Genomic DNA, 19,338 nt, shown 5'->3' on the forward strand with positions numbered 1-19,338 from the left:
CTTTTATTCGCCATCGCGAATTATATCAGTTTCACGACAGAACTGTGACAGTCAATCGACCGGGCCGGAATTTCCCAATTCATTCAATACTTCGGCCGCCATTGCCCGGGTGATCTTCGTGCCGCGCGACCAGGCGAGCCGGTCGAGCCGGTCGACGATCGTCTGGGCGGCATTCAGCGAGCGTTCCATCCGGTTGACGATATAGAACACCAGTTTGTCATCTATATTAAGCTGCCGGTCAGAGAAGAGCTTGACGATCACCTGCGACAACAGCTCCTCGTCCGGTTCGCCGATCTCGACGACGGTCGCAGCCTTCAGGCGCGAGCGCAGGTCCGGGAGTTCGACCGGCCAGGACATCGGCCAGAGGCGGCTCGTCATCATCAGGCTGTGGCCGTTCTCGCGCACGCTGTTGATGACGTGGAAAAGCGCCGTATCATCGAAGCCTTCGCGGTCGACATCCTCGAACAGGACGGGACCGGCAGCGGCAGCGACTGCGGCATCGGAGCCGGCCTTCGGATGGATGCTCTGCGCGCCGCTGTGCTCCTTCCAGATGCTGGCGAGATGCGACTTTCCGGAGCCGACTGGACCCGCCAGGATCACCACAGGCGACGGCCATTGCGGCCAGGCATCGACGATGGTGACGGCAGCGCTCAGACGGTCGGAGATCAGAAGATCGTCACGGCCGCTCGCGGCATCATGGGTAAAGACCAGCGGAAGCTGCTCTCCGGCCTTGCGCTTTGCATCGCTCATTTGGATTCGGCTTTGCTCTTGCGGGCAACGGATTTCGACTGACCCGCATAAAGATCGCTCTCAAGGTAGCGCGACAGGGCAAAGCGGACAAGAACGCCGACGGCGGCGGCTGCAGGCACCGCAATCAGCAGGCCGACGAAGCCGAAGAGCGCGCCGAACGCAAAGAGCGCGAACATCAGCCAGACAGGATGCAGACCGACGCTATGGCCGACGAGCTTCGGCTGCAAGATATTGCCTTCGAGGAACTGGCCGCTGAAGAAGACGGCGAGCACGGCGCCGACCCAGATGTAATCGGGCCAGAACTGCACGATGGCGACGCCAACGGCGATCAGAAGGCCGAGCATCGAGCCGACATAGGGGATGAAGCTGATCATGCCGGCGAAGAGACCGATCAGCAGGCCGAAATTGAGGCCGACCAGCGACAGACCGGCGGCATAGTAGATGCCGAGGATCAGGCAGAGCGAGCCCTGTCCGCGGATGAAGCCGGCGATCGCCTGATCGATCTCGCGGGCGATCTGGTGGACATTGGCGACGTAGTCGCGCGGAATGTAACGGTCGATCTGCGCCACCATGCGATCCCAGTCGAGCAGCATGTAGAAGGCGACGACGGGTGTGACGATCAGCAGCGAGATCAAGTTGACGACGGCAAGGCCGGAGCTCCAGATCTGCGCGAACAGGCCGGTCAGGAAGCCGACGCCCTGCGAGAGGATTTCCGAGAAATTGTTCTTGATCGTGCCGAGCTGGCTCTTGATCCATTCCGGCAGCAGCGAATTCTGCGAGGTGGTGATGAACTGCTGCAGCTGATCGATATAGCCGGGGAACTTGCCTGCGAAATCTGTGAACTGGCTCGCGAGGATCGGGATCAGCGTCATCAGCGCGATGACGATGACCAGCACGAAGCAGACGAGGATGACGATCGTCGCCATCATCCGGCTGAGGCCTATGCGCTGCAGCCTGTCGGCGACCGGATCAAGGAAATAGGCGATCGCCATTCCGGCCAGGAACGGCAGCAGGATGGAGCTGAAGACGAGCAGGAACAGGATGAAGAATGCGAGCACGCCGAGCCAGAAGAAGACCTGGCGCTTCAGACTTGTCCCGCTGACCTGATTTGGCATCGATTACCCCGTGTTGTCCCGCCCGCGACGCGATTTTGGCCGCGAACGCTTTCAAAGCACATAGGATGCAGCCCGGAAGATGGTCAACCCTGCCTGGAGAAATCCCATTCGCAGACCTTGAAAGAGCGGGAAATTGGGGCTTTTCTCTGTGCACCGCCTTGCATAAAGCGCACTCTCATGCAATTGCGACCGGCATGTGACGGGGTTGCTTGTCCCCATATTGTCCGCACGTGCAAAAACCACCGGAGAGCAGCATGAGCCAGTCTGGAAAAAACGGCCTGACCTATAGCGATGCAGGCGTCGATATCGATGCCGGCAACCTGATGGTGGAGAAGATCAAGCCTGCCGTGCGCTCGACGCGCCGCCCCGGCGCAGACGGCGAAATCGGCGGCTTCGGCGGCCTCTTCGACCTCAAGGCCGCAGGCTTCAAGGATCCGGTTCTGGTTGCCGCCAATGACGGCGTCGGCACGAAGCTGAAGATCGCCATCGACGCGGATTATCACGACACCGTCGGTATCGACCTGGTTGCCATGTGCGTCAACGACCTCGTGGTCCAGGGCGCCGAGCCGCTGTTCTTCCTCGACTATTTCGCCACCGGCAAGCTCGACCCGAACCAGGGTGCGGCGATCGTCGAAGGCATTGCCGCAGGCTGCCGCGATGCTGGTTGCGCGCTGATCGGCGGCGAGACGGCTGAAATGCCCGGCATGTATTCCTCCGGCGACTACGACCTCGCGGGCTTTGCCGTTGGTGCTGCCGAGCGCGGCGAACTGCTTCCGGCCGGCGACATTGCCGAAGGCGACGTCATTCTCGGCCTCGCTTCTTCCGGCGTTCACTCGAACGGCTTCTCGCTGGTGCGCAAGATCGTCGAGCTCTCCGGCCTCGGCTGGGATGCACCGGCACCCTTTGCAGAGGGCAAGAAGCTCGGCGAAGCGCTGCTGACGCCGACCCGCATCTATGTGAAGCCGCTCCTGAAGGCGATCCGCGAGACCAAGGCGATCAAGGCGCTGGCCCACATCACCGGCGGTGGTTTCCCTGAAAATATTCCGCGCGTGCTGCCGAAGCATCTGGCCGCCGAGATCGACCTGTCGGCCGTCAAGGTTCCGGCCGTATTCTCCTGGCTTGCAAAGACCGGCGGCGTCGAAGCCAAGGAAATGCTGCGCACCTTCAACTGCGGCATCGGCATGATCGCCGTCGTTTCGGCCGAGAATGTCGAAGCCGTGACCAAGGCGCTCGAGGCCGAAGGCGAGAAGATCGTCGTGCTCGGCCGGATGATCGCCCGTGCCGAAGGCGCGACCGGCACCCAGTATCAGGGTACGCTCGCCCTATGAGCACGCCGCGCAAACGCGTCGTCGTCTTCATCTCGGGCGGCGGCTCCAACATGCTGGCGCTTGTCGCCGCCGCGAAAGCCGCAGACTTCCCGGCGGAGATCGTCGGCGTGATCTCGGACAAGGCGGATGCCGGCGGCCTCGCCAAGGCGGCCGCCGAGGGCATCCCGGCCTTCGCCTTCGTGCGCAAGGACTATGTCAGCAAGGAAGCCCATGAGGCGGCGATCTTCGAGGCGCTCGATACGCTCTCGCCCGACATCCTCTGCCTCGCCGGCTACATGCGCCTGCTGAGCGCGACCTTCATCCAGCGCTATGAGGGCCGGATGATCAATATCCACCCTTCGCTGCTCCCCCTCTTCCCCGGCCTGCACACCCACCAGCGCGCCATCGACGCCGGCATGCGGATCGCAGGCTGCACCGTGCATTTCGTCACCGAAGGCATGGACGAAGGCCCGGTCATCGGCCAGGCGGCAGTACCGGTACTCTCCGGCGATACGGCCGATACGCTGGCCGGACGCGTGCTCACGGTCGAGCATCAGCTCTATCCGCAGGCGCTCAGGCTATTTGCCGAGGGCAAGGTGCGGATGGAAGGCGGCAAGGCTGTCGGGACCGGTGCCGGCGCTGCGGCGGGGACTGAGCGGGTTATTTCGCTGATCGCGTGACGGTTGACCGGTCCGCCGATGCGGATCATCATGGCTCCGGTATTGATGGAGCCCACGCATGACGATAACCGTCAGCATAGAAGACACAACGCTTGCCGAGCTTCTCGCAAAGATTGAAGCAGGCGAGGAAATTATCCTCGTCCGCGACGACGTGCCCGTGGCGCGCATGGCTGGTGTTGCAACTCAAAAGCGCGACACCCAGGACATCATCGATACAATCATCCGCGAGCGCAGCACTCGTAAACCGGTGACACAGGCCGAAATTGCCGAGTGGAAACAAATCGGCCGGCGTTGATGACCCTAGTAGTCGACGCCTCGATCGCCGCCGTCTGGTTTCTGCCTGATGAGGCTACTCTGTTTGCAGATAAGGTGCTGCAGCGTGTCGCTAGCGATGGCGCCCTTGTGCCAGATCTGTTCTGGCATGAAATGCGAAACGTTCTCACCTTGTCTTGCCGCCGTCAGCGGTTGTCGCGCGACGAGGTGCGGCGGTCGATGTTGCACCTGACACAGCTCAATGTCGTCACCGCGACCTCATTGAACGGTGAACTCATTCTCGACCTGGCAGAGCGGCATCGGCTGACCGCCTACGACGCTGCTTATCTGGCACTCGCGATCGGATCGAAACTGCCGCTTGCCACCCTGGACAAGCAACTGATCGAAGCGGCCGCACGCGAAAACGTACCGCTGCTTTCGTGATCGGAAAGCCGTCTTAGGCCGCAATCGCCTGAAGCGGATGCAGCGTGCCGTCGCTATAGACGAACTGCCCAGCCCGGAACGTCGCGCGGATGCGGTGCACATCCCCCTTCTCGACTGCCACCAGATCGGCGCGCTGACCGAGCGCGATCTCGCCGCGATCCAGCAATCCGGCCGAGCGGGCGGCATTCGACGTCGCCATGGCAACGGCGGCCGGCAGGTCGTTATCCATCGCGTCGGCGATCTTGAAGATGCCGGGGACGAAGGCGGCTGGGTGGTAGTCGGCGGCGATGACGGAGAGAAGGCCGGCCTTGGCGGCATCGAGGGCGCTGAGATTGCCGGACATCGACTGGCCGCGCAGCGCGTTCGGTGCGCCCATCAGCGTCCAGAGACCGCGACGGCGGGCTTCTTCGGCGGCCGGCAGCGTCACCGGGAATTCGCTGATCGTCACGCCGAGATCATGCATCTCGGCAACCTTCTCGGCGCTGTCGTCATCATGCGAGGCGAGCGACAGCTTGTGCTGCAGCGACAGCGCGACGATCTCGCGAAGCTTGGCGTCGATCGCCGGATCCTCGCGCATGGCGATGCGCTTCTGGACGATTTCCAGCGCCATGTCCTTGGTGATCGCGCGGCGCTCGGAAATGCTCGCGACATAGGCTTCGATATTGTTGTACTGGCCCTGCCCCGGCGTGTGGTCAGTCAGCGAGACCATGTCGACCTGATCGGCAACGAGCAGCTTTTCCAGCGTGGCCGCGGCGCCGACATTGGTGATCTCGTAGCGCGCATGAACCTTGTGATCGATCAGCAGCGAGTTGCGCAGACGATTGATGCCCTCGATGACGGCAGAGGTGGTCGCCAGCGAACGCACATGGCCATAGACGCTCTCGGTCGCAAAGGAGATCGCCGCATAGGCCGTCGTCACGCCGGCCGCAGCGAGCTTCTTGTCGAGCTCGTGAATACCGAAATCGATCGGCATCATCGCATTCGGGCGCGGCGCGATCTCGCGCTCGATCATATCGCCATGCAGATCGACGAAGCCCGGCATCAGGAAGCGCCCGCCGCCATCGATCGCCGCACCGGCGACCGGCGCATCACGGATCTCGGCGATGACGCCATCCTCGATACGCACCGAGCCGTGGCTCACGATTTCACCGGGAAGGACGAGCGTGAAATTACTGAGCCACATGATTTTTCTCCTGTTGGGGCAAGGCGGGAAGACAAACCGCAGCGCATAGGCCGGATTCGTGACAAACGCGTGAAAACACCGTGGCGCGTGGATATTTTCGGGCTAGCGCCAGATCCCTTTGTTCATCGCCGCCCATTGCAGCAGGATGATCGTCTTCATGTCGCGGATGTCGCCGTTGCCGATCATGGCCAGCGCGTCGTCGAACGCCACTTCCAGCACCTCGATATCCTCATGCTCCTCGGCCAGTCCGCCACCGTTTGAAACGCGATCTGCGGTATCGACCTCGGCGGCGAAGAAGTGGACGATTTCGGCGTTGGAGCCGGGCGAGCTGTAGGCCTTGAACAGGAAGCGGACGTCGCGGATGCGGAAGCCGGTTTCTTCCATTGCCTCGCGGCGGATGGCGGCCTCCGGCTCGTCACCGTCGAGCAGGCCGGCCGGCGTCTCGAACATGAAGGGCATTTCGCCGTGCAGGTCAGGCGGCAGACGGTATTGGCGCACCAGCACGACGGTGCCGCGCTTGGCATCGTAGAGCAGGATCGTTGCGGCCGGCGTGCGGTGGTAGACCTCGCGGTCGAGCCGGTGGGTGACGCCTTCGGAATCGGTATAGTCGATCTTGTAGGTGCTGAGCTTGGTCCAGCCCCGGGAGAGCACGGCTTCGCTGACGATTTTGGCGCCAGCCTTCTCGAATTTCGTCATGCGGCGTCCTTGCGTAGCCAGACCTTGTTGTCGTGGACGGCGGCACCGCCATAGGGCGCGACGGGATCGGCGCCGGTGAGCACGTTGATCCCCTCGCCGTCGACATGCGCCTTGTTCGGCCAGAGACCCTCGGCGATGAGGACGCCGGGCTTCACCTCTTCAGTGATCTTCACATGGATGCGCAGGTCGCCTCTGGTGTTGCCGATGTGGACGAGATCGCCGCTCTCGATGCCGTTCGCTTCGGCATCGGCCGGATTGACCATCAGTTCCGGGCGGCCTTCCTTCTGGCGCGAGGTCTTCGTCTCGGCGAAGCTCGAATTCAGGAAATTGCGGGCCGGAGAGGTCGCGAGGCGGAAAGGATGGTCGGCATCGGCAAGCTCGATGACATCAACCTGATCCGGGAAGGCAGGCAGCTGCTCATGCGGACCGAAGGCGCCGAGGACTTCAGGCGGCTTGTTCGGCGCGGCGCCGTTCACCCAGTCCGGGCGGAAGTGGAACTTGCGGTCGGCATGGGCAAAGCCGTTCAGGAAATGCGCGTCGTCGAATTCCGGCTGGCGGTCGAACCACTTGTTTTCGAGGAAATAGTCGTAATCCGGCAGGTTGCTGTCCTTCAGCACGCGATCGACCATTTCGCGCGCCGTGAAGCCAAAGCCCGGGCGGTCGGCAACGCCGAGGCGCTTGGCGAGCTCCTCGATGACGAAAAGATTGGTGCGCACGGTTTCCGGCGGCTCGACGAGCTTGGGGCCGAGCAGAATGTGGTTCTGGCCGCCGGCGCGGTAGATATCGTCGTGCTCGACGAACATCGTGGCCGGGATGACGATATCGGCCATCTCGGCGGTATCGGTCATGAACTGCTCGTGGACGGCGACGAAGAGATCGTCGCGGGCAAAGCCCTGTTTCACCAGCCGCTGTTCGGGGGCGATGTTCACCGGATTGGTGTTCTGGATCAGCATGGCGGTGACAGGGCCGCGGTGGCGAAGCGCCACGGCATCACCGGTCAGCGCCCGGCCGATCTGCGACTGGTCGATCATCCTGATGTCAGGGTCCTTCATCGACTTGCCGGTCAGCTCCGCATTGTTCATGCGGAAAATATCGCTGTTCGAATGAAAGGCGCCGCCGCCCTCATATTGCCAGGAGCCGAGAACCGTGGCGATCGAGGCGGCCGCATGCATGGCGACCGCGCCGTTGCGCTGGCGGGTGAAGCCGTAGCCGAGGCGGAAATAGCTCTTCTTCGTGGTGCCGACGAGCTTTGCGAAATCCTCGATCTCGGTAACGGAAAGCCCGGTGATCCCGGCCGCCCATTCCGGCGTCCTGGTCTTCAGATGCGCTTCGAGACCGGCGGGATCGTCGGCGAATTTCGCCATATAGGCGCGGTCGGCATAGCCGTCGCGGAAGGCGATGTGCATGACGGCGCAGGCAAGTGCCGCATCGGTGCCGGGCTTGACGATCAGCGCGATGTCGGCCTGCTTCATCGTCGGGTTGTCGTAGATATCGATGACGACGATCTTTGCGCCACGTTCCTTGCGGGCCTTGATCGCGTGGGTCATGACATTGACCTGGGTGGCGACCGCATTGGTGCCCCAGATGACGACGCAATCGGTGCGCGCCATCTCGCGCGGGTCGGGGCCGCGTAGCGTGCCGGTTGCCATCGTGAAGCCGGTCCATGCCGGATTGGTGCAGATCGAGGAGAAGAAGCCGGAATAGCGCTTGGCATGACGCAGACGCTCGATCGAGTCGCGCTGCACCCAGCCCATGGTGCCGGCGTAGAAATACGGCCAGATCGCTTCACTGCCGTCCTTGGCTTCCGCCTTGACGAAAGCTTCGGCGATTTCATCCAGCGCGTCGTCCCAGGAAATCTGCTGCCAGTTGCCCGCACCCTTGGCGCCCTTGCGGCGCAGCGGATGCATCAGTCTGTCAGGGTGATAGAGGCGCTCGGCGTAGCGGGCGACCTTGGCGCAGATGACGCCCGACGTATAGCTGTGGTCGCCTGCCCCGCGCACGCGGCCGATCCGGCCGTCATCGGTGATATCGACCTCCAGCGCGCAGGTGGAGGGACAGTCATGCGGACAGGCGGTGTGCCCGACCCGGGATTTCGCGTGAATGGGGGTCGCAATGTTCATATGATTTCTATATGCGAAGCGGAAAGCGGCCAAAAGCCGGAAATTGCGCCGATCAGGCGAATTCATGACAGGCATCAGCAACGATGAACTACCGCCATATCTATCATGCGGGCAATTTTGCCGATGTGCTGAAGCATGCGGTGCAGGCACGGCTGATCCGCTATCTGCAGAAGAAGGACGCCGCCTTCCGCGTGCTCGATACGCATGGCGGCATCGGTCTCTACGACCTCTCTTCCGAGGAAGCGCAGAAGACCGGCGAATGGCAGACGGGCATCGGCAAGCTGATCGAGGCCGACCTCGATCCGCAGGTGGCCGATCTGCTCGAGCCCTATCTCTCGGCGGTTCGCGAACTGAATCCTGAAGGCGGCATCCGCTACTATCCGGGTTCGCCGAAGCTTTCGCGCATGCTGTTCCGCCCGCAGGACCGGTTGTCCGCCATGGAGCTGCACCCGGAAGATTTCGTGCGGCTGCATCGCCTGTTCGAAGGCGACCACCATGTGCGTATCACCGAGCTCGACGGCTGGCTGTCGCTCGGCGCGCATCTGCCGCCGAAGGAAAAGCGCGGCATGGTGCTGGTCGACCCGCCGTTCGAAGAGGATGGCGAATATGAGCGGCTCGTGGACGGACTGGTCAAGGGCTACCGCCGTTTTCCGGGCGGCACCTATTGCCTCTGGTATCCGCTGAAGAAGGGCGCGCCGATCAAGGAATTCCACGAAGCGCTACAGGCGACCGGCATTCCGAAGATTCTCTGCGCCGAACTCAGCGTGCGCAGCGACCGGGGCATCACCGGCCTGACCGGCTCCGGGCTGATCATCGTCAACCCGCCCTTCACGCTGAAGGACGAATTGCACCGGATGCTCCCTGCCCTCAAGGATATCATGGCGCAGGACCGCTACGCATCGCACCGCGCCTTCTGGCTGCGCGGCGAAGAGAAGGCCGCGCGGGACGATTGACGCCTGCCCAACGACGACTGGCCATCGCCCCGATTGACCATGACGGCGGCGTGCGGAATAGTCCGCCGCGCCAACGCATTTCCATAGGTGTATGATGAAGCTCCTCTGCGCAACGACCTCACCCTATTCGAGCAAAGTCCGCATGGCGGCGCGCTATCTCGAGCTCGATGTCACGGAAATCCGCGTCGATACCAATGCCGGCCCGGCGATCCTCGTCGACAACAATCCGCTGGGCAAGATCCCTACCCTGCTGACCGACGATGGCGCCTCGGTTTTCGACAGCATCGCCATCATGCACTATTTCCACCGGCTGAAGAAAAAGAAGCTCTATCCCGACAAGAACGGCAAGCGCACCGAGGCCGAGATTTTGGAAGCGCTTTGCGACGGCATCTGCGACTGCCTGCTGGCGATCGTCTATGAACGGCGTTTCCGGGACGAGGAAAAGGTGCATCAGCCCTGGATCGACCGGCAGTGGAAGAAGGCCGTCAGCGGCCTCAACCATATCAGCGCCCATCCGCCGAAACTCGGCAAGAAGCTGCACGGCGGCCATTTCGCCCTCGCCGCCGCAATCGGCTATCTCGACCTGCGCTTCAAGGGCCAGTGGGAAGCGGATCATTCCGAGCTGATCGGTTGGATCCGGGATTTCGAGAAGAAGTTCCCCGCCTATCCCGATCTCAAACCGCAACAATAAAAAAGCCCGGCTCGAAGCCGGGCTTTTTCTTTGACCGGAAGCCGATCAGAACTTCACGCCGATACCGACCTTGACGCTCTGTTCGTCATAGCCGCGCGATACGTTTGCAGGGCCGACGTCGTAGTTCTTGTTCTGGTAGTCGCTGAAGCGATATTCGACACGAGCGGTGATGTTGTTCGTGACGAAAGCTTCTGCGCCGACGCCGACGGTGTAGCCGTAGGAGGTCTTGCTGTCGGAGTCGCCAAAGCCGCTGACCTTGTTGTTGGTCGCAGCGAGACCGGCGGTCGCATAAAGAAGGAACGGGTTCAAGTCGTAGCCGACGCGACCGCGAACGGAGCCGTTGAAACGGTTCTTTTCGGTGATGCCGCCAGCCGAGTGGTCAAGGCCGGAATAGCCGAGGTCACCTTCAACACCGTAAACGATCTGACCGGCCTGCCAGTTGTAGCCCGTGTAGAGCTGACCGCCGAGGGCGTAGCCGTCGCGGCCGCCGTTGAAGTCGCCGGCGTTATAGGTGCCTGCACCGCCGAGGTAGAAGCCTTCCCAGTTACCGGCCGGGGTAACCGGCTCGTTCTGTGCAACCGGAGCTTCCGGGACCTGATCAACTGCATCGGCAGCGTTTGCAGCGGTGAAGCCGGCTACGACGAAGGCAGAAGCCATCAGGCTAGCAATGAGTGTACGCATACTTGTCTCCTTTCAGTCCCGCGCTCTTCGTCAACTGTTTTACACCGAAGCATTCGCGAGCAATTACTAGATGTCCCTCTCGGATCGAGGGTGAAAGTGGAGCCCAATTGCGGATTTGAAAGAGCCAAATTGTGAAATGATTGTGGCGGTGGGGTGGCTGAAATTCGATGTTGCTATAGCGCAACAGACTATTTGTTAACCATAATGAATGGTTAAATTCACAATACTTATTTTACGAAAATCTATTCTCAAATAATACATAGAATAAATCGGCCTGAAACGCAATTGCGTTCACCTATTTATCTACTCTTCGCCCGCCCCTATATAGGAAGCACTTAGATTCATTGATGACGAAGGCAAGCTTTTGAGCGGGAAAAGACTTAAGGCCGCATTGGTAACCGGTGCCGCCAAAAGAATAGGCCGGGCGATTGCCAAGGATTTGGCGGATAACGGCTTTTCGGTCGCAGTCCATGCGAATGGCTCGCTCGCGGAAGCCGATCGCTTTGTGGCCGAATTGCGGCAGAGCGGTGCGCGGGCGATTGCGGTCCAAGGCGATCTTACAAAAATAAATGAGACGGCAAGCCTGATCGAAAAGGCTTCTGCGGAGCTCGGATCGCTCGATCTGCTCGTCAACAACGCCTCGATCTTCGCCGAAGATTCGCTGCGCAAGTTCGACGCCGCAATCTGGGACGAGCATTTCGCCGTGCATCTCCGCGCGCCGTCGATTCTCGCCGCCAAATTCGCCGAGCAGCTGCCGGATGGCGCCGACGGGCTGATCGTCAATATCATCGACCAGCGGGTCTGGGCGCTGCGGCCGAGCTTCTATTCCTATACGCTGTCGAAATCGGCACTGTGGACGGCGACGCAGACGATGGCGCAGGCGCTTGCACCGCGCATCCGCGTCAACGCGATCGGGCCTGGCCCCTCGATGCCGAGCGAAAGGCAGCTGCAAGAAGACTTCCAAGCGCAGGTCGCAGCTCTTATCTTGAAGAGAGGCCCCGAATTGGAGGAATTTGGGCGAACGATTCGTTTTCTGTTCGAAACGCCTTCGATCACGGGTCAGATGATTGCACTCGACGGCGGCCAGCATCTCGCGTGGCAGACGCCTGACGTGCTGGAGATCAAGGAATGAATGCCAAGAAGCTGCCGGATGGCGGTGTTCTTTATGATGAAGCCGACGAGAATGAAGACGATATCGAGGTGGAAGGCGATGCTTCCGCCGCGCCGATTTCGGCCGGGATCGACTGGAACGAAGGCGGGGTCAACGAAACAGGGCTGGTTGGCCAGGATCTGATCGCCGAATTCGTCAAGCGGCTGCCGAACAGCCCCGGCGTCTATCGCATGTTCAATGCCGATGGCGACGTGCTCTATGTCGGCAAGGCGCGCAGCCTGAAGAAGCGCGTCGGCAACTATGCCATGGGCCGGGTGCATTCGAACCGCATCGCCCAGATGGTGCGGCTGACGGCCAATATGGAATTCGTGACGACGCGCACCGAGACGGAAGCGCTGCTGCTCGAAGCGAATCTGATCAAGCGCTTGCGGCCGCGCTTTAATGTGCTGCTGCGCGACGACAAGTCGTTTCCCTATATCCTGATCACCGGCGATCACCGCGCACCCGCAATCTTCAAGCATCGCGGCGCCCGCGCCCGCAAGGGCGATTATTTCGGCCCCTTCGCCTCTGCCGGGGCCGTCGGGCGCACGATCAATTCGCTGCAGCGCGCCTTCCTGATCCGCACCTGCACAGACAGCGTCTTCGAGACCCGTACCCGCCCCTGCCTGCTTTACCAGATCAAGCGCTGTTCGGGCCCCTGCACCCACGAGGTCAGCGATGCCGGCTATGGCGAACTGGTGCAGGAAGCCAAGGACTTCCTGTCCGGCAAAAGCCAGAAGGTGAAGGCGCATATGGCGGAAGCCATGAATGCCGCCGCAGAGGATCTCGATTTCGAGCGGGCCGCCGTCTATCGCGACCGCCTCGCCTCGCTGTCGCATGTCTCCAGCCACCAAGGCATCAATCCGGCAGGCGTCGAAGAGGCAGACGTTTTCGCCATCCATCACGAGGGCGGCGTTTCCTGTATCCAGGTGTTCTTCTTCCGCACCGGGCAGAACTGGGGCAACCGCGCCTATTTTCCGAAGGCCGATCCGCAGCTGACGGGCGCCGAAGTGCTGAATGCCTTCCTGGCGCAGTTCTATGACGACAAGCCGGTGCCGAAGCAGATCATGCTCTCGGAAACCGTCGAGGAAATGGAACTGCTGGCTGCCGCACTTGGCGAAAAGGCCGGGCATAAAGTGTCGATCCTCGTGCCGCAGCGTGGCGAAAAGCGCGATCTCGTCGATCACGTCGTCGGCAACGCTCGCGAGGCGCATGGCCGCAAGCTTGCCGAGACAGCGTCGCAATCGCGCCTGCTCGACGGCTTCAAGGATACGTTCGCCCTGCCCTATACGCCGCAGCGCATCGAGATTTACGACAACTCGCATATCATGGGCACCAATGCCGTCGGCGGCATGGTGGTCGCAGGGCCGGAAGGCTTCGTGAAGGGCCAGTACCGCAAGTTCAACATCAAATCGACCGACATCACCCCCGGCGACGACTTCGGGATGATGAAGGAAGTGATGACGCGGCGGTTCCAGCGGCTGATCAAGGAAGAAGGCATTCCCGACCGTTCGCAGCCCGCTGTTGCAGCCGACACGGATGCGGCCGACATGCCCTTCCCCGCCTGGCCCGACGTCATTCTCATCGACGGCGGCCAGGGACAGATGACGGCGGTGCGCAGCATTCTGGCCGAACTCGGAATTACCGACAGCGTCATCGCCATCGGTGTCGCCAAGGGCGTCGACCGCGATGCCGGCCGCGAGCGGTTTTTCCCGCCCGGCAAGGAGAGCTTCACGCTGCCGCCGCGCGATCCGGTGCTCTACTTCATCCAGCGCATGCGCGATGAGGCGCACCGCTTCGCGATCGGCTCGCACAGGGCGCGGCGCAAGAAGGAGATGGTCAAGAACCCGCTCGACGAGATCGGCGGCATCGGGCCATCGCGCAAGCGTGCGCTTCTGCAGCATTTCGGCACGGCGAAGGCCGTTTCGCGCGCCGCTCTCTCCGATCTGATGGCCGTCGAGGGCATTTCGGAGACGGTGGCCAAGGTGGTCTACAATCATTTTCACGACGACGCCGCGAAATAGGCTGTTACGGTCGCAAATTCCACGCAAAGGACAGCGAAAACCAGAAAGAATGTTGACGGTCGAGGGCCAAAGCCGTCATCTACGGGCACATCATTTCAGAGAACAGATTCATGGCATCGCGCGCATACAATATCCCGAACCTGCTGACCTACGGACGCATTCTTGCGGTGCCGCTGATCGTCATCTGCTTCTTCGTCGAGGGACGGCTGCAGAGCTCGGATCTCGCCCGCTGGGTCGCATTCTGGATCTTCGTCATCGCCTCGGTCACCGACTTCCTCGATGGCTATCTGGCCCGCATCTGGAACCAGACGTCGAATATCGGCCGCATGCTCGATCCGATCGCCGACAAGCTGCTGGTCGCCTCGATCCTGCTGCTCGTTGCTGCCGACGGCACGATTGCCGGCTGGTCGATCTGGGCGGCGATCATCATTCTCTGCCGTGAAATACTGGTCTCCGGCCTGCGCGAATATCTGGCGGCGCTGAAGGTCAGCGTTCCCGTGACGCGGATCGCCAAGTGGAAGACGACGGTACAGCTGGTCGCCATCGCCTTCCTGCTGGCAGGCCCCGCCGGTGACGCCGTGCTGCCCTACACGACGCAGATCGGCATCGGCCTTCTGTGGATCGCCGCGCTGCTGACGATCTATACCGGCTACGACTATTTCCGCGCCGGCCTCAAGCACATCGTGGACGAAGAGTGATGACACGCCTCGTCTACTTCGCCTGGGTGCGCGAGCGGATCGGCAAGAGCGAGGAAGAGATTTCGCTGCCCGCCTCCGTCGTCACCGTCTCCGATCTTCTGAGTCATCTGAAGGGCTTGGGCGAAGAGTATGAGACCGCGCTTCAATATGAGAACGTCATCCGCGTGGCGCTCGATCAGGAGCATGTGGAGCACGACGAACCGATCGGGAATGCCCGCGAGATCGGGATTTTTCCGCCGATGACGGGTGGGTGAGACGGTGAGCGCCGTGCCAGTCCGCCCCCCTCTGCCCTGCCGGGCATCTCCCCCACAGGTGGGGAGATTGGCTGGACGCACCGGCTTCCCCAAACAATTGACGTTGCAGAACCACCCAACGCAGGAATGGCGCGAGGAGCACGCCACTCGTAATCTCCCCACCCGTGGGGGAGATGGCCGGCAGGCCAGAGGGGGGCTGGCACGGCACACCCTCTCCGCCTCCGCGAGGGTGTGCCCATGACCCCCACCATCCGCGTCCAGCGCGACGATTTCGACCTACAGGCCGAAACCACCCTCCTCACCAAGGGCAAACCCGGCATCGGCGCCATCGTCACCTTCACCGGCCTCTGCCGCGACGAAGGCGGGACGCTTTCGGCGCTGGAGCTTGAGCACTACCCGGGCATGGCGGAAGCCGAGATGCTCAGGATCGCCAATCTCGCCATCGAGCGCTTCGAGCTCAAGGGCCTCACCGCCATCCACCGCTACGGCAAGATCGCGGCAGGCGAGAATATCGTGCTGGTCATCGCCGCCGCCCCGCATCGGCAGGCAGCCTTCGACGGCGCCAATTTCGTGATGGATTACCTGAAGACCTCGGCGCCATTCTGGAAGAAGGAACATGCCAGAGACGGCAAGAGCGGCGACTGGATCGCCGCCAAGGACAGCGACGACAGCGCCCGCGACAAGTGGAAATGAGCAGAACCTTTTAAGGTATTGCCCGCTCCCGCCGGCTCATCACCAGCAGGAAGACCAGCAGCGAGAAGACCGCGAAGTCGCGCCAGAGGAACGAGCCATAGGCCGTCCAGAGCGTTTCCGCGAAGCCGACACCTGCCGCCCCGCCCGCTGATTTCAACGGATCGGAATAGCCGCCGGCGGCCGAGATCATCAGCACTTTCAGGCCGAAGAGCAGGCCGGCGCCAAAATCCATCGTGCCGTAATAGAAGGTCGTGAGGATGCCGCAGCAGGTGGCGAAGAAGATGGCTGCCACATAGGCGATCAGGAAGACGCGGCCGGAGCTCGTGCCGCAAAGTTCGGCGGCGAGCGGATCATCGGTGACGGCGCGCCAGATGCGGCCGAGGCGGGTGTAGCGCAGGATCAGTGCTCCCGCTGCAATCAGCGCGATCATCATGCCGGTATTGACGAGCTGCATCAGCGTCAGCGTCACCTTGAAGGAGGCGTCGCTCCAGAGCACGACCGTGCTGTTCAGCAAGGGCGGCAGCCAGAGCTCGCGGGTCTGCGAGGCGAGCCTTACCGTTTCCATCAGCAGGATGGTGACGCCAAGTGCGGCGACGATCACGGTATTTGCCGAGCGCCGCACCAGCGGCCGCATGATGCTGCGGCCGATCCAGAAGCCTGTGAGCAGCGAATAGACGAAGGACAGGCCGATGCCGATCGCCAACGCAGCGGGCAGCACCAGCCACAGCTTGTTATAGGCGAAATCGGTGAAGAGCAGCAGGATCTGGCCGGCGAAGGCGAACATCGCGCCATAAGTGATATCGGCACGCTTGGTGACGCCGAAGGCCAGCGAATAGCCGAAGGCGAGCGCCGCATAGAGCGCGGCGAGCGGCACGGCATTGGCCAGTTGCTGCAGCAGATATCCCATTCACATGCTCCGCATCGCTTAAAATAATAACTGGCAAAATACGTTTTACCAGTTATATTTTCAGCATGAGCTTTACCTGGACCCCGCATCGCTTTTCCGGTGGCGCCCTGGCGCTCGATGTCGCCAACAGCGTCATTCTGCGTCACGATGCCGAGCGCAGCATCGACCGTTTCGCCTCGACAGCGCAACTCGATGCCTTTCCGGCTGCGGCGACGGAGTTCTGCGCCGAGCGGGCGCTGTTCGGCGATGTCCTGCCGGTCCATCAAGAGAACCGGCCGGCCTTTCTCGGTCTTCGCGAGGCTGTCGACCGCTATTTCCGCCAGCGGGTGCTTGGCGAAGCCGATGATGCGATGCTGGCCGATCTTCTGGAGCGGATCGCATCGTCGCTGCGCGGGGCGCGGCCGGATGGTCTCGATGCGGCGACGGCGCATTCGGCGCTACGGCTGATCGTCATGCCGGATCCTGACAGGATGAAGATATGCCGGAACTGCGGCTGGCTGTTCATCGACCGCAGCAAGAACAGGAGCCGCGCCTGGTGCGACATGGCGGTCTGCGGCAACCGGGCCAAGGCCAACCGCCATTACCGGCGCAAGAAGGAGGAGATGCCATGAAAATCAAGGCGATTGCCGCGCTCGGCCTCTCGGCCCTGCTGATTGCGGGCTGCCAGCGCGAGATGGAAAAGATGGTCGAAGTGACCGGCCACATGTTCGTCTTCAACTACCGCGTGGCGACCGCCACCTATCTGGTGACACTGCGCAAGACCTCGCCGATCCCCGATGGCGCCGTGGCGATCGCCGAGTTTGAAAACCCCGCGGGCGGCGATCCGATCACCCTGCAGGAGAAGATCTTCCCCGCCTGGGACAAGATCACACTGCAGAGCCCGGCGATCCACTGCGTGCGCAAGGACAAGCCGTACAGCGCCAAGATCAAGCTGGTCTCCGCCGACGGCAAGACGCTGCAGGAACTGCAAACGCAATTCGTCTCCGATGTCGACCAGGCGGCGATGCTGCCGAGCAAGCCGCTGGTGGTCGGGCCATTCTACAATAAGAATCCCGAGGTGTTTAAGGCTGACGGGACGGTGGATTATTCGAATACGGACAAGTGTCCGGCGGCGTAAGTAGCCACGTTAAATATCAAACGCTCTGCTCGGAGCCCCCTCATCCGCCCTACGGGCACCTTCTCCCCGCTGGGGAGAAGGGGAAACGAAACGGTGCGGCACCTCCCTTCTCCCCTTGGGGAGAAGGTGCCCGTAGGGCGGATGAGGGGGCCGCACACGCCAACGCCTAACAGCGCCCAAACAAAAAGCCGGAGCAAAAGCCCCGGCTTCAAGAGTCATTTCAATCACTTCAGCCCTCAGGCTGACATTCCGATTCAGCCGACGATTTCGGTGTCGGAGAACCAGTACTTGATTTCCTGGGCAGCGGTTTCAGGAGCGTCCGAGCCGTGAACCGAGTTTTCGCCGATCGAGAGAGCGTGAACCTTGCGGATCGTGCCTTCGTCAGCGTTTGCCGGGTTGGTCGCGCCCATGATTTCGCGGTTCTTCAGGATGGCGCCTTCGCCTTCCAGAACCTGAACGATGGTCGGGCCCGAGGTCATGCCTTCAACGAGTTCGCCGAAGAAGGGGCGTTCCTTGTGAACGGCGTAGAAGCCTTCTGCTTCGCGCTTGCTCATCCAGACGCGCTTGGATGCGACGACGCGCAGGCCGGCGTCTTCGAGCATCTTGGTGATAGCGCCCGTGAGGTTGCGCTTCGTTGCATCAGGCTTGATCATCGAAAAGGTGCGTTCAATCGCCATTGGGTCAAATCCTCTGGTTTAGCGGGAAAAGTGGGCGGTCTTTACCCGCCCGCCGCCCCGAAAACAAGGGGGATGAGGCAATTTCACGCCGCTGTCACAGTGCGCCCCCGGCTTTCGTGAAGATCGAGGCAGCGATCGAGCCATGCGACAACCGGATCGTCCGGCGCCAGCATCGAGAGCCCTGCGGTGACCCGGAGCCACTGCAGCGCGCCGAAGACGATATAGTCGGCAAAGAGCGGGGTCTCGCCGCCGATGAACGGTTGGAACTTCAGCATGTGGCGCATCGGCTCCAGCTTGGCGGCGAAGGCTACCTCTTCGGCAGCGCGGTTCGCCACCACATCCTCCAGCTTCCGGCCGAGCCGCTGCTCGCGGCTTTCACGGAAATAGGCCTTGTCGCCCTCGTCGAGCGCGCCATGGATATCCATCAGCGCCATGCGCATGATCGCGGTGTGGATCACCATCTGCGAATAGCCCTCGACCATGCGTGATAGCGCCTTGCCGCCCTCGCCGCCAAACAGCAAGGGGCGATCGGGATAGGCTTCCTCCAGATAGAGCGCGATCGCGAAACTGTCGGTGACGAGGTGGCCGTTATCGTCGAGCACCGGCAGGGTCGGCGAGAAGCCGCCGCCGATCTTGGCGATGCCGGCATAGGTCGTCGGGATTTCCTCGAAGGCCAGGCCCTTATGCGCCAGCGCCATCACCGCCTTCCAGCAATGCGGAGAAAAGAAGTGCTGCGGATTGGCGCCGCAGAGCGAATAGAGCGCAAGCGTCATGGCGATCCTTTCATGAATGACAGGCGCATTTCACGGCAAAGCGGCGCCGCAATCAAATGACGAAATCTGATGGGCGCCATCGCCTTTGGTGAGCGCCGCTTCAAGGTTGCATTAACCGCATTTGCGCCTTTCAGGCCGCGCCAAGGCGGAGATACTGAAAATTCAAGCTATTT

22 protein-coding genes are annotated in these 19,338 nt (G+C 61.8%); 13 read left to right on the forward strand and 9 right to left on the reverse strand.

Translation table 11 applies throughout. The features are described from left to right. Positions 1–51 precede the first annotated feature (51 nt). A complete protein-coding gene (hdaA, locus tag ACODR6_RS00385) occupies positions 52–750 on the reverse strand; it encodes a DnaA regulatory inactivator HdaA (protein ID WP_489019970.1) in 699 nt (232 codons plus the stop codon). Continuing rightward, positions 747–1,865, reverse strand: a complete 1,119-nt coding sequence (locus ACODR6_RS00390) for an AI-2E family transporter (protein ID WP_112718790.1) — start codon at positions 1,863–1,865, stop codon at positions 747–749. The genes hdaA and ACODR6_RS00390 overlap by 4 nt, the downstream gene beginning before the upstream one ends. A 254-nt stretch (positions 1,866–2,119) precedes the next feature. On the opposite strand from ACODR6_RS00390, the gene purM reads away from it, so the two are divergent. Genes purM through ACODR6_RS00410 form a run of 4 tightly spaced genes read left to right on the forward strand, consistent with a single transcriptional unit; the run spans position 2,120 to position 4,548 of the window. Further along, positions 2,120–3,193: a phosphoribosylformylglycinamidine cyclo-ligase gene (purM, locus tag ACODR6_RS00395; RefSeq protein WP_112718791.1), complete on the forward strand. Its 1,074-nt coding sequence runs from the start codon at positions 2,120–2,122 to the stop codon at positions 3,191–3,193. After that, positions 3,190–3,852: a phosphoribosylglycinamide formyltransferase gene (purN, locus tag ACODR6_RS00400; protein ID WP_489019973.1), complete on the forward strand. Its 663-nt coding sequence runs from the start codon at positions 3,190–3,192 to the stop codon at positions 3,850–3,852. Before purM ends, purN begins: the two co-directional genes overlap by 4 nt. 58 nt (positions 3,853–3,910) lie before the next feature. Further along, the gene (locus ACODR6_RS00405) at positions 3,911–4,147 is read left to right on the forward strand and encodes a type II toxin-antitoxin system prevent-host-death family antitoxin (RefSeq protein ID WP_112718793.1); all 237 of its coding nucleotides are present in this window, start codon (positions 3,911–3,913) and stop codon (positions 4,145–4,147) included. After that, on the forward strand, positions 4,123–4,548 hold the full coding sequence (locus ACODR6_RS00410; RefSeq protein WP_489019975.1) for a type II toxin-antitoxin system VapC family toxin: 426 nt from the start codon (positions 4,123–4,125) through the stop codon (positions 4,546–4,548). Before ACODR6_RS00405 ends, ACODR6_RS00410 begins: the two co-directional genes overlap by 25 nt. Before the next feature lie 13 nt (positions 4,549–4,561). On the opposite strand, the gene ACODR6_RS00415 is transcribed toward ACODR6_RS00410, so the two are convergent. From ACODR6_RS00415 to ACODR6_RS00425, 3 genes are all read right to left on the reverse strand, one after another. After that, entirely contained in the window at positions 4,562–5,731 is a 1,170-nt protein-coding gene (locus tag ACODR6_RS00415; RefSeq protein WP_489019977.1) for an alpha-D-ribose 1-methylphosphonate 5-triphosphate diphosphatase, read from the reverse strand. Between the two features lie 102 nt (positions 5,732–5,833). After that, positions 5,834–6,427 carry an NUDIX domain-containing protein gene (locus tag ACODR6_RS00420; protein WP_489019979.1) on the reverse strand — a complete coding sequence of 198 codons (594 nt, stop codon included), beginning with the start codon at positions 6,425–6,427 and terminating at the stop codon, positions 5,834–5,836. Beyond that, entirely contained in the window at positions 6,424–8,547 is a 2,124-nt protein-coding gene (locus tag ACODR6_RS00425) for a molybdopterin oxidoreductase family protein (protein ID WP_489019981.1), read from the reverse strand. Before ACODR6_RS00425 ends, ACODR6_RS00420 begins: the two co-directional genes overlap by 4 nt. 83 nt (positions 8,548–8,630) lie before the next feature. On the opposite strand from ACODR6_RS00425, the gene ACODR6_RS00430 reads away from it, so the two are divergent. Then, positions 8,631–9,500, forward strand: a complete 870-nt coding sequence (locus ACODR6_RS00430) for a 23S rRNA (adenine(2030)-N(6))-methyltransferase RlmJ (protein WP_112718798.1) — start codon at positions 8,631–8,633, stop codon at positions 9,498–9,500. A gap of 94 nt (positions 9,501–9,594) precedes the next feature. Beyond that, positions 9,595–10,191: a glutathione S-transferase gene (locus tag ACODR6_RS00435; protein WP_130282768.1), complete on the forward strand. Its 597-nt coding sequence runs from the start codon at positions 9,595–9,597 to the stop codon at positions 10,189–10,191. Between the two features lie 45 nt (positions 10,192–10,236). Here ACODR6_RS00435 and ACODR6_RS00440 read toward each other — a convergent pair whose 3' ends face one another. Continuing rightward, a complete protein-coding gene (locus ACODR6_RS00440; RefSeq protein WP_489019984.1) occupies positions 10,237–10,872 on the reverse strand; it encodes an outer membrane protein in 636 nt (211 codons plus the stop codon). Between the two features lie 364 nt (positions 10,873–11,236). On the opposite strand from ACODR6_RS00440, the gene ACODR6_RS00445 reads away from it, so the two are divergent. From ACODR6_RS00445 to ACODR6_RS00465, 5 genes are all read left to right on the forward strand, one after another. Beyond that, a complete protein-coding gene (locus tag ACODR6_RS00445; protein ID WP_489019986.1) occupies positions 11,237–12,004 on the forward strand; it encodes an SDR family oxidoreductase in 768 nt (255 codons plus the stop codon). Further along, the gene (gene uvrC, locus ACODR6_RS00450) at positions 12,001–14,046 is read left to right on the forward strand and encodes an excinuclease ABC subunit UvrC (RefSeq protein ID WP_489019988.1); all 2,046 of its coding nucleotides are present in this window, start codon (positions 12,001–12,003) and stop codon (positions 14,044–14,046) included. The genes ACODR6_RS00445 and uvrC overlap by 4 nt, the downstream gene beginning before the upstream one ends. 110 nt (positions 14,047–14,156) lie before the next feature. Then, positions 14,157–14,744, forward strand: a complete 588-nt coding sequence (pgsA, locus tag ACODR6_RS00455; protein WP_203429154.1) for a CDP-diacylglycerol--glycerol-3-phosphate 3-phosphatidyltransferase — start codon at positions 14,157–14,159, stop codon at positions 14,742–14,744. Beyond that, a complete protein-coding gene (gene moaD / locus ACODR6_RS00460; protein ID WP_199628821.1) occupies positions 14,744–14,998 on the forward strand; it encodes a molybdopterin converting factor subunit 1 in 255 nt (84 codons plus the stop codon). Before pgsA ends, moaD begins: the two co-directional genes overlap by 1 nt. A 231-nt stretch (positions 14,999–15,229) precedes the next feature. Continuing rightward, positions 15,230–15,691, forward strand: a complete 462-nt coding sequence (locus ACODR6_RS00465; protein ID WP_203429155.1) for a molybdenum cofactor biosynthesis protein MoaE — start codon at positions 15,230–15,232, stop codon at positions 15,689–15,691. 10 nt (positions 15,692–15,701) lie between these two features. Here the strand turns inward: ACODR6_RS00465 and ACODR6_RS00470 are convergent, their stop codons facing one another. After that, on the reverse strand, positions 15,702–16,598 hold the full coding sequence (locus ACODR6_RS00470; protein ID WP_203429156.1) for a branched-chain amino acid ABC transporter permease: 897 nt from the start codon (positions 16,596–16,598) through the stop codon (positions 15,702–15,704). A 65-nt stretch (positions 16,599–16,663) separates the two neighbouring features. Between ACODR6_RS00470 and ACODR6_RS00475 the strand changes: the two genes are divergently transcribed. Then, positions 16,664–17,209 carry a CGNR zinc finger domain-containing protein gene (locus ACODR6_RS00475; RefSeq protein WP_489019992.1) on the forward strand — a complete coding sequence of 182 codons (546 nt, stop codon included), beginning with the start codon at positions 16,664–16,666 and terminating at the stop codon, positions 17,207–17,209. Beyond that, on the forward strand, positions 17,206–17,715 hold the full coding sequence (locus tag ACODR6_RS00480; RefSeq protein ID WP_489019994.1) for a hypothetical protein: 510 nt from the start codon (positions 17,206–17,208) through the stop codon (positions 17,713–17,715). The genes ACODR6_RS00475 and ACODR6_RS00480 overlap by 4 nt, the downstream gene beginning before the upstream one ends. A 254-nt stretch (positions 17,716–17,969) precedes the next feature. Here the strand turns inward: ACODR6_RS00480 and ndk are convergent, their stop codons facing one another. Then, a complete protein-coding gene (gene ndk / locus ACODR6_RS00485; RefSeq protein ID WP_016553456.1) occupies positions 17,970–18,392 on the reverse strand; it encodes a nucleoside-diphosphate kinase in 423 nt (140 codons plus the stop codon). A gap of 83 nt (positions 18,393–18,475) precedes the next feature. Then, positions 18,476–19,165 carry a glutathione S-transferase family protein gene (locus tag ACODR6_RS00490; RefSeq protein WP_489019996.1) on the reverse strand — a complete coding sequence of 230 codons (690 nt, stop codon included), beginning with the start codon at positions 19,163–19,165 and terminating at the stop codon, positions 18,476–18,478. Positions 19,166–19,338: the final 173 nt, after the last annotated feature.

The organism is Rhizobium sp. FG96 (assembly GCF_057808655.1).

Bases quoted from the DNA above. Each gene is read 5' to 3' on its own strand.
- hdaA (WP_489019970.1), bottom strand. From the start codon at position 750: ATGAGCGATGCAAAGCGCAAGGCCGGAGAGCAGCTTCCGCTGGTCTTT.
- ACODR6_RS00390 (WP_112718790.1), bottom strand. From the start codon at position 1,865: ATGCCAAATCAGGTCAGCGGGACAAGTCTGAAGCGCCAGGTCTTCTTC.
- purM (WP_112718791.1), top strand. From the start codon at position 2,120: ATGAGCCAGTCTGGAAAAAACGGCCTGACCTATAGCGATGCAGGCGTC.
- purN (WP_489019973.1), top strand. From the start codon at position 3,190: ATGAGCACGCCGCGCAAACGCGTCGTCGTCTTCATCTCGGGCGGCGGC.
- ACODR6_RS00405 (WP_112718793.1), top strand. From the start codon at position 3,911: ATGACGATAACCGTCAGCATAGAAGACACAACGCTTGCCGAGCTTCTC.
- ACODR6_RS00415 (WP_489019977.1), bottom strand. From the start codon at position 5,731: ATGTGGCTCAGTAATTTCACGCTCGTCCTTCCCGGTGAAATCGTGAGC.
- ACODR6_RS00420 (WP_489019979.1), bottom strand. From the start codon at position 6,427: ATGACGAAATTCGAGAAGGCTGGCGCCAAAATCGTCAGCGAAGCCGTG.
- ACODR6_RS00425 (WP_489019981.1), bottom strand. From the start codon at position 8,547: ATGAACATTGCGACCCCCATTCACGCGAAATCCCGGGTCGGGCACACC.
- ACODR6_RS00430 (WP_112718798.1), top strand. From the start codon at position 8,631: ATGAACTACCGCCATATCTATCATGCGGGCAATTTTGCCGATGTGCTG.
- ACODR6_RS00435 (WP_130282768.1), top strand. From the start codon at position 9,595: ATGAAGCTCCTCTGCGCAACGACCTCACCCTATTCGAGCAAAGTCCGC.
- ACODR6_RS00440 (WP_489019984.1), bottom strand. From the start codon at position 10,872: ATGCGTACACTCATTGCTAGCCTGATGGCTTCTGCCTTCGTCGTAGCC.
- uvrC (WP_489019988.1), top strand. From the start codon at position 12,001: ATGAATGCCAAGAAGCTGCCGGATGGCGGTGTTCTTTATGATGAAGCC.
- pgsA (WP_203429154.1), top strand. From the start codon at position 14,157: ATGGCATCGCGCGCATACAATATCCCGAACCTGCTGACCTACGGACGC.
- moaD (WP_199628821.1), top strand. From the start codon at position 14,744: ATGACACGCCTCGTCTACTTCGCCTGGGTGCGCGAGCGGATCGGCAAG.
- ACODR6_RS00470 (WP_203429156.1), bottom strand. From the start codon at position 16,598: ATGGGATATCTGCTGCAGCAACTGGCCAATGCCGTGCCGCTCGCCGCG.
- ACODR6_RS00475 (WP_489019992.1), top strand. From the start codon at position 16,664: ATGAGCTTTACCTGGACCCCGCATCGCTTTTCCGGTGGCGCCCTGGCG.
- ACODR6_RS00480 (WP_489019994.1), top strand. From the start codon at position 17,206: ATGAAAATCAAGGCGATTGCCGCGCTCGGCCTCTCGGCCCTGCTGATT.
- ndk (WP_016553456.1), bottom strand. From the start codon at position 18,392: ATGGCGATTGAACGCACCTTTTCGATGATCAAGCCTGATGCAACGAAG.
- ACODR6_RS00490 (WP_489019996.1), bottom strand. From the start codon at position 19,165: ATGACGCTTGCGCTCTATTCGCTCTGCGGCGCCAATCCGCAGCACTTC.